Genomic DNA, 9189 nt, shown 5'->3' with positions numbered 1-9189 from the left:
CGGGTCTGGCGGCCAGGGCAGGTCTGGTGGCCAGGGTGGGTCCGGCGGTCGCGGCGGGCAGGGCGCACGGGGCGGGCAGCAGCGGCAGGGCGCTCCGGCACCGGCGAACGACGCGATGGCGGAGGCTCTGCGCCGCGCTGGATTGGCCTGATCAGCGCGATCGGTCAGCCGCCGTGAGGAGGCGCCCAGGATGCCCCGCAGGGGCCGGTCATCCTCGGCGCCTCCCAGGCCACCACCCCGCATTGACCGACCCGCCGGGCCATTGGCGGGCCCTGTCGAGCTGCCCCATGGGTGGGGCGGGGCGAGCGAGCCCCACCCATGGGTGGGGCCGAGCTGTCCCGCCCGTGGGTCGGGGCGAGCGGGCCCCAAGCGTGGACCGGGCCGAACGAGCCCCGGCGTGGACCGGGGCGAACGGGCCCCACGCGTGGACCTGGGCCAACGGGCCCACGCGTGGACCGGGCCGAACGAGCCCCACGCGAGGACCGGGCCGAAACGAGCCCCACGCGAGGACCGGGGCCAACGGCCCCACGCGTGGATCGGGTCGAGCGGTCCAGCGTGGGTCGGGGCGAGCGGCCCACGCGTCGGTCGGGGGCGAGCGGCCCATGGGTGGGGCAGGCCAGCCATCGACACGCCCTTAACCGGCCCGCCCACGGGCCCGGCCAGCCGCACACACGCACGGCTTCCCGATTTCGGTGTAGATCTTGGACAGTTTCCGTTCGGCACGAACGGAAACTGTCCAAGATCTGGAGTTGTCGGCGTCGTCAGCCGGCCCTGCCCCAGATCTGGGGCAGCTCGACAGGGGACGCTGGGGCAAGGTTGGGTCCCGAGCGCGGCAGCCGTGACCGTGTCAGTCGGCCGCCGGCGGCGGGGCGAGCGGGCGGTGAGCGAGCGCACGGCGGGGCGAACAGCAAGCGAGCGCACGGCGGGGCGAGCGGCGAGCGGACCGCGAGCGGGCGACGGGCGGCTTGGCGAGCGGGGGCGGGCAGGGCGAGCAGGGCAGGGCGGCGGGCGGAAACGGGTCGCGTGTCCGTGGCGGTCTGGGTGATGATCTCGCGGTGCGGATGCATGCCGACCAGATGGACGTGAGCGCGGACGTTGTTGCCGCGCTAGTGGCCGAACAGTTTCCGCGTTGGCGGGGGCTGCCGGTGCGGCCCCTCCGTTCGGCCGGCACCGTGAACGCCCTGTTCCGGCTCGGCACCGAATTCGTGCTGCGGTTTCCGCTGCGCCCCTCCGCCGACCCCGCGCTGCGCGACGAGCTGCGGCGGGAGCAGGAACACGCCGTGCTGCTCGCCGCGCACCTGCCGATCGCGGTGCCCGAACCGCTCGGCCTCGGTGCGCCGGGCGACGGCTACCCCGGGTCGTGGACGGCGTACCGGTTCATCCCTGGGGAGACGGCCCGGGCCGACCGGATCGACGACCCGGACGTCTTCGCCCGTGACCTGGCCGCCGTCGTGGTCGCCCTGCATGGCATCGACACCGGCGGACGGTCGTGGCCGGGGTTCGGCCGGGGTGGGCCTCTGGCGGACCAGGATGCCGGCGTACGGGCTGCCCTCGCCGTCAGCGGCGAACTCACCGACACCGACGCGCTCGCCGAGGTGTGGGACCGGTGCCGCAACGCGCGCCGGAACGATCCGGCCGACGTGTGGATCCACGCCGACCTGATGCCGGGCAACCTGCTCGTCCGCGACGGGCGGCTGGTCGCGGTCATCGACCTGGAGTCGGTCACGGTCGGCGACCCCGCGGTGGATCTGATGCCGGCGTGGAACCTGTTGGACCTCGGGCCGCGGGAGACGTACCGGCGGGCGTTGGGCGTGGACGACGCCACCTGGGAGCGGGGGCGCGGCTGGGCTCTGGAGCAGGCGATCAACGCGCTGCCGTACTACGTCGACACCAACCCCGTGATGGCCGGCATCGCCCGGCACACCCTGCGGGCCGTGCTCGACTGAGTCGGGGCGTACCGTCGGCTCGTGGGTGAGGACGACGGCCGCGAGTGGCGGGAGCGGCAGCAGCGCGCGGTGCGGGCGCACGCCGACGCGGACGCGCGGCGGCGGGCCGCCGAACAGGCGCAGGCCGCGGAGCTGGTGGCCTGGTTCGTGGCCGAGGCCACCCGGCGCGGGCTGCCGACCACGCGCCTGGTCGCCCGGGGGTACGACGGACGCGGGCGCTACCGGACCGGGCTGACCGGTTGGTACGTCGACCGGGCCGAGACGCGGGCGGTGGACGTGGCCGGGCGGTTCCACCTGCTGACCGTGCCGGGTGGCCTGCGGGCCCGGCTCCTCGGCGTCGACCCGCAGCCCAGCCCGCCGCCGCTGGTGGTGGGGGCGGGTGGCCGCGACGGCGAGTCGATCCCGCTGCGGACCCTGCTCAACCGGCGGCTGAGCGACGGGACCGACGGGACCGACGAGCCAGGTTCCACCACCAGAGCTGCTGCACCACGAGCGTGAGCAGCCCGGCCACGACGATCGCGCACACGTTGATCACCAACTGGAGGGCCGAGCCGCCGGCCTCGTCCCACACTCCGTAGGCGGCGGCGACCGCCACGTTCGCCGCGGCCGGGACCGTCGTCACCGAGATCAGTACCCCGACGAGGCTGCCCGACTTCTTCGAGGTCAACGAGAGCATGCCGGCCACGCCGGCGAGCAGGCCGACGACCCAGGACAGCGCGTCCGGTCGCCAGATGAAGTCGGTGAGCGGCCGATCGGCGAGCAGCATCTCCTTGCTGACCAGCCCGGCGGCGGTCAGGGCCCAGGTGCTCAGCACGGTCGCCACCATGGCCGCCAGGAAGCCGACCGTCAGGGCCTGCACCGACCGGCCGATCACGCCGAGGCGGCGGCGCAGCAGCGCCACGCAGAGCGCGGCGAGCGGGCCGAACTCGGGGCCGACCACCATCGCGCCCACGATGAGGATCGGCTGGTCCAGCAGTACGCCGATGCCGGCGATCATCGTCGCCACGATGATCAGCACCAGGTAGGTGCCGGACAGCTCGGTCTGCTCGCCGGTCTTGGCGGCTATCTCGTCCCAGACCACCGCGTCGGCGCCACTGCCGGGCGCCTCCTCGGCCGCCCGGTCGGCCGCCGCCGAGATGGTCAGCTCGACATCGTCGGCGGCGATCCCCCCGCGCGCCTCCACACCGAGGCGCTGAAGGCCCTGGAGCACGTTGTCGGCGCTCTCCCGGACCACGTCGCACTGGATGAGGTCGCCGCGGGGCTGCCGGGCGACACCGGGCAGCACCACCAGGTGGGTCACGCCGGGGTCGGCGGCCAGCAGGTCGGCCACCGCCTCCGACTGGTCCTTCGGAGCGATCACCCTCAGATGCAGCACCCACAGGCTCCCTTCGCGCGTTGAGCCCACCGGTGGGCGCGGCTCGCAGCACTGTAGCCGCCGCTGACGGGGGCTCGACGCGAAGAGTCTTCCGGGACGGACACCCCCACGGCGAGTGGTATATCCCGGAATCGGCCTCGAAAAGCCAAAACGCATGTATGGGAGCTGTGCTGGTGGTACAACCGGTTTGTCAGTTTGGCCCGGCGACGGCGGGAGTCATCCGAGCATGAGCAAGGTCTACCTCTCCCCGCCCGACGTCGGTCAGCTTGAGGAGTCGTACGCGCTTGCCGCCATCCGCTCCGGCTGGGTGGCGCCGCTGGGTCCCGATGTCGACGCCTTCGAGGCCGAGCTGGCCGAGCGGATCGGGACGTCGCACGCCGTGGCCACCAGCTCCGGCACTGCCGCCCTGCACCTGGCGCTGCTGGCGGTCGGCGCCGGCCCCGGGCAGGTGGTCGTCATGCCGACGCTGACCTTCGCGGCCACCGCCAACGCCGCCGTCTACACCGGCGCCGAGCCGATCTTCGTGGACTGCGACCCGATGACCGGCAACATCGACGTGGACCTGCTCGAGTCGCTGCTCGCCCGGCTCGACGCCGAGGGGCGACGGGTCGCGGCGGTCGTGCCGGTGGACATGTTCGGCGTCTGCGCCGACTACGACCGCCTGCTTCCGGTGTGCGACCGTGCCGGCCATCCGGTCATCGAGGACGCCGCCGAGGCGCTCGGCGCCACCCGCTCCGGCCGGGCCGCCGGGTCGTTCGGCCGCGCCGGGGTGCTGTCCTTCAACGGCAACAAGATCATGACCACGTCGGGCGGCGGCATGCTGCTCACCGACGACGCCGAGCTCGCGGCCCGCGCCCGGTACCTGGCGACCCAGGCACGACAGCCCGTCGCGCACTACGAACACACCGACATCGGCTACAACTACCGGCTGAGCAACGTGCTCGCGGCGATCGGGAGAGCGCAGCTGTCCCGGCTGGACGGCATGATCCGCCGCCGCCACGAGCTGCGCGACAGGTACGCCAAGCTGTTCGCCTCGGTGCCGGGGGTTCGGCTGCTCGGCGACGGCGATCCCGGCGCCAACTGCTGGCTGACCACCATCGTGGTGGAGCCGGAGATCTCCGGGTGGTGGCCCGGGGAGCTGGCCGCGCACCTCGCCGCCCAGGACATCGAGACGCGTCCGGTGTGGAAGCCGATGCACCTGCAACCCGTGCACGCCGGGGCGGAGGCGGTGCTCACCGGCGCTGCGGAACGGCTCTTCACCACCGGCCTCACCCTGCCCAGCGGCTCGGCGATGGCCGAACACGAGGGCGAGCGGGTCCGCCGGGCCATCGACGAGTTCCTGGGCCGCCGGTGACCGACGGATTCGCGGTGACCGGCCCCGGCGCCCCGGCCGCCCTGCTGGACGCCTCCTGCCCCGACGTGTACTTCACCGCCGGCTACGGCCGGGCAGCCGCCGAGACCGAATCGGGCAGCTGGCAGACCATCCACGAGCACGACCGACTCATGCTGCCCCACGTACTGCGGTCGGTGAACGACACCGACGCGGACGCCGCTAGCCCGTACGGCTACTCGGGCCTGCACGTCGACGCCGGCTGCACCCCCGCGGACCTGGCCCGCTTCTGGTCCCGTGCGGTCGCCCACTGGCGGGACGCCGGCGTCGTCACGCTCTTCCTCCGCTTCTCGCCACTGGATCCCGCCTCGGTCGAGGCGGTCCGGGGGCTCGCGTCCGTCGAGTTGACCCGCCGGGCCGACACCGTCACCGTCGACGTGTCGCCGGGGCCGGACGAGGTGTGGAACGGGATGGAGGGCCGATCCCGCACCGCCATCCGCAAGGCCCGCAAGAGTGGCCTGACCGGCACCGTCCGTCCCGCTCGGCAGGAGGACCTGCTTCCCGGTACGCCGTTCCGCCGGCTCTACGAGTCGACAATGATCCGGCTGGGCAGCCAGCCCTGGTATCTGTTCCCGGACCGCTACTACCGCCATCTTGCCGTCGGGCTGGACAAGGCGCTGTCCATCGTGGAGGTACGCGACCCGGACGACGCCGTGGTGGCGGCCGCCCTCGTGCTGCGGCACCGGGACCGGGCCCACTACCACCTGGCCGGGTCCGACCCGCTCGCCGCGCGCGCCGGCGCCAACAACCTGCTGGTCTGGACCATCCTGGAGTGGGCCGCCGAACACGGGTGCCGGCTGGTCCACCTGGGCGGCGGCGTTCGAGCCGACGACGGGCTCTTCCAGTTCAAGCGCTCCTTCGGCGGCGCCCGCACCCCGTTCTGGACGGGCTCCGCTGTCATCGTCCCGGCCCGTTACCGGGAGCTGGTCGCCGCGCGGGCCCGACGGCTGGGCCGTACGGCCGAGGACCTGGAGTCCAGCGGCTACTTCCCGGCGTACCGGGCGGGTGTCGCATGAACACGGCGACCCTCGACACGCAACGTCGGATCAAACGGCTCATCGACGTCGTGGTGAGCCTGACCATCCTGGTCGTGCTCTCTCCGGTGCTGGCCCTGGCCGCGGTCCTGATCCGCCGGCAGCTGGGCGCCCCGGTCCTGTTCCGCCAGCAACGGACCGGCCGGGCGGGCCGCCCGTTCACCGTCTACAAGCTGCGCACGATGACCGACGAGCGCGACGCGCACGGCATGCTCCTGCCGGACGGGGAACGGTGCAAGGGCATCGGCCTGCTGCTGCGGCGGGCGAGCATCGACGAGCTGCCCCAACTCGTGAACGTGCTCAAGGGCGAGCTCAGCCTGGTCGGGCCGCGCCCGCTGCTGCCCCGGTACGACCCGTTCTACACCGAACGGGAACGGCTGCGCTTCGAGGTGCCCCCGGGGATCACCGGGCTGGCGCAGATCCACGGGCGCAACGGGCTGCCCTGGAACGAGCGTCTCGAACTGGACGTCGTCTACGTCACGAACTGGTCGCTCGGACTGGAGCTGCGGATCATCGCCCGCACCGTCCGCGCGGTCCTGAGCGGCGCCGGCGTCGCGACGGACCCGTCGGCGCAGATGCTGGACCTCGACCGGGAGCGGATGCTGACGTGACAGTCCTGGTGCCGCGGACCGGCATCGTCACCGTCGACGAGCCGACCGATCCGCACCTCGACGGGATCGTGGAGCTGCTCCGCCAGTCCATACCCGCCGGGTGCGCGGGTCTGACGCCGTACCACGCGACCGACTTCGCCGCCTTCCTCGGCGCAGCCGTCGCCCCGCCCAGCGATCTCCGTACGGTCGTGCTCCGCTGTGTCCGCGACGCCTCCCGGGTACGCGCGGTCGCCGACTGGCGGGTGCTGGGGCGGCGACTCTTCCTCAACGGCATAGCGGTCGCCGCCGGGCAGCGGGGACGCGGGTGGGGCGGACTGCTGCTCGACGACGGGTACGACCTGGCACGCCACCTCGGGTGCGCCGACCTCGCGCTGGACGTGTCGTTGGGAAACCCACGGGCGCGGCGCCTCTACGAGCGACGCGGCTTCACCGACGAGTCGTACGCACGGTGGACCGAGGTGCGACTCGATGGAGTCGCACCCGATCCCACCGTCCGCCTGCTCGACTGGCCGTCGTTCGCGGCGCACCACTCGGCGTTCGGCTTCGGCGATCTGCGGATCGGGTGGGCGACCGGCACGACGAGCGTCCGTGTCGTCGGCGCGTCCCTGCGTCTCGCCGCGGACGCGCCCGGCCCGGGTCTCGCCGCCGCCCTGGCGGAGGTCGTGCCGACCAGCCGCTGCTATCGGATCAGCTCGACCCGCAAAGCCGAGGCCGGGACGGCCGACGGGTTCGCTCATTTTGCCCGGATGTCGCGTCCGGTCGAGCTGCGGGGCTGAGAGCTCCGGAGCTGAGCACAGCGTCCGGCGAGGCAGTACGCGAAAAAGACAACTGATCAATAAATAGGAGGTATCACTACACAAGGCGTAAAAGCCACCGCCGGTCCTGGCGGCCGAACGATTGGGACGAGGACACACATGCCGCGGCACATCGAAGAAGAACGACGCTCGGAACGGGCTGGAGTGCGATGGGGGGCGGTGCCCCGGGCGGCTGTGCTCCTCGGCACGGACGGTGGCGCCTGGATCGTCGGGGTTGTGCTGGCCACCTGGGCGCGGTACGAGTTCGCCCTCACCGCTGGCGAACTGACGCGCGCGGTGACCCTCGGTGGCATCGCGGCGGTCCTGCACACCGGGTTGGTGCCGCTGCGGCGGCTCCGCTCGGGCCGGCACCCCGTCGGCAGCCTCCACGAGGTCCAGCGTGTCGTCGGCACGGCGATCACGATCGCGGGCATCCTGACTGTCGGTCTGTTGCCGCTCGCCGAGCGACCGGTACCCGCCAGCACCCCCCTCATCGGTGGCGCGCTGGCCGTGCTGTTCATGCTCGCCGCGCGGTTCGTCTACCGGCACCGCCACGATCTGGCCATGCGCCCCGACGTTCGCTCGGCGACGCCGGTGCTGCTGTTCGGTATGGGCGACGCGGGCCAGGGCCTGCTGCGGGCCATGCTCGGCGACCCGCGCGGACGGTACCTGCCGGTCGGCGCGCTGGACGACGATCCGGAGAAGCGCGACCTGCGCGTCGGCGGGGTGCGGGTGCTGGGCGGCCGCCACGACGTCGGCGCTGCCGTCCGACGTACCGGGGCCGGTGCCGTGATCTTCTCGGTCGCCAACGCCGACGCCGCCCTGATCCGTCAGATCCGCGAGGCGACCCTCGAGACGGGCGCCGCCTTCAAGGTGCTGCCGCCCGTTCGGGACCTGGTGGACCACCGGATCACCGTCACCGACGTCCGCGACGTGCAGATCAGTGACCTGCTCGGCCGCCGTCAGGTCGTCGCCGACCTGCCGCTGAGCGGCAACAGCCTGACCGGCCTGCGGATCCTCGTCACCGGCGCCGGCGGCTCGATCGGCTCGGAACTCTGCCGACAGGTCATGAAGGCCGACCCGGGTGAGGTGATGATGCTGGACCGCGACGAGACGGCCCTGCACAGCCTCCAGATGTCGCTGGCCGGTCGTGCCCTGCTCGACGGCCCGGAGCTGATCCTCGCCGACCTGCGCGACGACGAGGGCATCCGCCGGATCATCCGCGAACGCCGGCCGGACGTCATCTTCCACGCGGCGGCGCTCAAGCACCTCACCCTGCTCCAGCGGCACCCCGGCGAGGCGGTCAAGACGAACGTCTGGGGCACGCTGTCGGTCCTCGACGCCTGCCGGGACGTGGCCAAGTTCGTGAACATTTCCACGGACAAGGCGGCCAACCCGATCAGTGTCCTCGGTTACTCGAAGCGGATCACCGAGCTGCTGACCGCGCACGCCGCGTCGCGGTTTCCGGGCACGTTCCTCAGCGTCCGGTTCGGCAACGTGTTGAGCAGCCGGGGCTCGGTGGTGACAGCGTTCCAACGGCAGATCGAGGCCGGGAACCCGTTGACCGTCACCCACCCGGACGTGACCCGCTATCTCATGACCCTCCAGGAAGCCGTCCATCTGGTTCTCCAGGCCGCGGAGATCGGCCGGGACGGGGAGGCTCTGGTGCTGGACATGGGCGAGCCGGTGCGCATCGCCGACCTCGCCCGGCAGATGGCCGACCATGCCACCAGCAGCGTCCCGATCGTCTACACCGGCCTGCGGGCGGGCGAGAAGCTGCACGAGGACCTGCTCGGGGCCGGCGAGATCGACACCCGGCCGTTGCACCCTCTGGTGTCACACGTGACGGTTCCGGCGCTGGACCCGACGGAGGTGCGCGGGCTCGACCCGTACGCCGAGCCGGCGAAGGTCGTCGAGCAGCTCGCCCTGCTCTGCGCCCAGCCGACGCCGCCGGTGGTGAACGGTCCGCTGGGCGTACCGCTGCAGTCACGCTGACGATTGCCACAGGGCCGGCCACCGCGATTCGCGGTGACCGGCCC

Annotated in this window: 8 protein-coding genes; 7 read left to right on the top strand and 1 reads right to left on the bottom strand. The window is 72.8% G+C overall.

Going from position 1 to position 9189, the window contains the following annotated elements:
* Window positions 1–1061: 1061 nt before the first annotated feature.
* Together B0E54_RS23520 and B0E54_RS23515 are read left to right on the top strand one after the other, a co-directional pair.
* Window positions 1062–1946 (top strand): aminoglycoside phosphotransferase family protein, encoded by an 885-nt coding sequence (locus B0E54_RS23520; RefSeq protein ID WP_234588103.1) that lies wholly within the window; start codon window positions 1062–1064, stop codon window positions 1944–1946.
* 21 nt (window positions 1947–1967) lie between these two features.
* The gene (locus B0E54_RS23515; RefSeq protein ID WP_234588101.1) at window positions 1968–2444 is read left to right on the top strand and encodes a hypothetical protein; all 477 of its coding nucleotides are present in this window, start codon (window positions 1968–1970) and stop codon (window positions 2442–2444) included.
* On the opposite strand, the gene B0E54_RS23510 is transcribed toward B0E54_RS23515, so the two are convergent.
* Window positions 2365–3321, bottom strand: coding sequence for a DUF389 domain-containing protein (locus B0E54_RS23510; RefSeq protein WP_234588099.1), 957 nt, complete (start codon window positions 3319–3321; stop codon window positions 2365–2367). The two genes, B0E54_RS23515 and B0E54_RS23510, sit on opposite strands and share 80 nt — an antisense overlap.
* A 226-nt stretch (window positions 3322–3547) precedes the next feature.
* On the opposite strand from B0E54_RS23510, the gene B0E54_RS23505 reads away from it, so the two are divergent.
* From B0E54_RS23505 to B0E54_RS23485, 5 genes are all read left to right on the top strand, one after another.
* Window positions 3548–4675, top strand: coding sequence for a DegT/DnrJ/EryC1/StrS aminotransferase family protein (locus B0E54_RS23505; RefSeq protein WP_234588095.1), 1128 nt, complete (start codon window positions 3548–3550; stop codon window positions 4673–4675).
* On the top strand, window positions 4672–5727 hold the full coding sequence (locus B0E54_RS32835; RefSeq protein WP_234588093.1) for a GNAT family N-acetyltransferase: 1056 nt from the start codon (window positions 4672–4674) through the stop codon (window positions 5725–5727). Before B0E54_RS23505 ends, B0E54_RS32835 begins: the two co-directional genes overlap by 4 nt.
* Window positions 5724–6356 (top strand): sugar transferase, encoded by a 633-nt coding sequence (locus B0E54_RS23495; protein WP_234588091.1) that lies wholly within the window; start codon window positions 5724–5726, stop codon window positions 6354–6356. The genes B0E54_RS32835 and B0E54_RS23495 overlap by 4 nt, the downstream gene beginning before the upstream one ends.
* Window positions 6353–7132, top strand: a complete 780-nt coding sequence (locus B0E54_RS23490; protein WP_234588089.1) for a GNAT family N-acetyltransferase — start codon at window positions 6353–6355, stop codon at window positions 7130–7132. Before B0E54_RS23495 ends, B0E54_RS23490 begins: the two co-directional genes overlap by 4 nt.
* A gap of 198 nt (window positions 7133–7330) precedes the next feature.
* A complete protein-coding gene (locus B0E54_RS23485) occupies window positions 7331–9145 on the top strand; it encodes a polysaccharide biosynthesis protein (protein ID WP_374109308.1) in 1815 nt (604 codons plus the stop codon).
* Window positions 9146–9189 lie beyond the last annotated feature (44 nt).

Origin of the sequence: Micromonospora sp. MH99 (assembly GCF_021442385.1) — a bacterium.
Taxonomy (GTDB): Bacteria; Actinomycetota; Actinomycetes; order Mycobacteriales; family Micromonosporaceae; genus Micromonospora.
The sequence above is the reverse complement of the archived record's forward strand: the minus strand, read 5'-3'. Positions and strand labels throughout refer to the sequence as shown.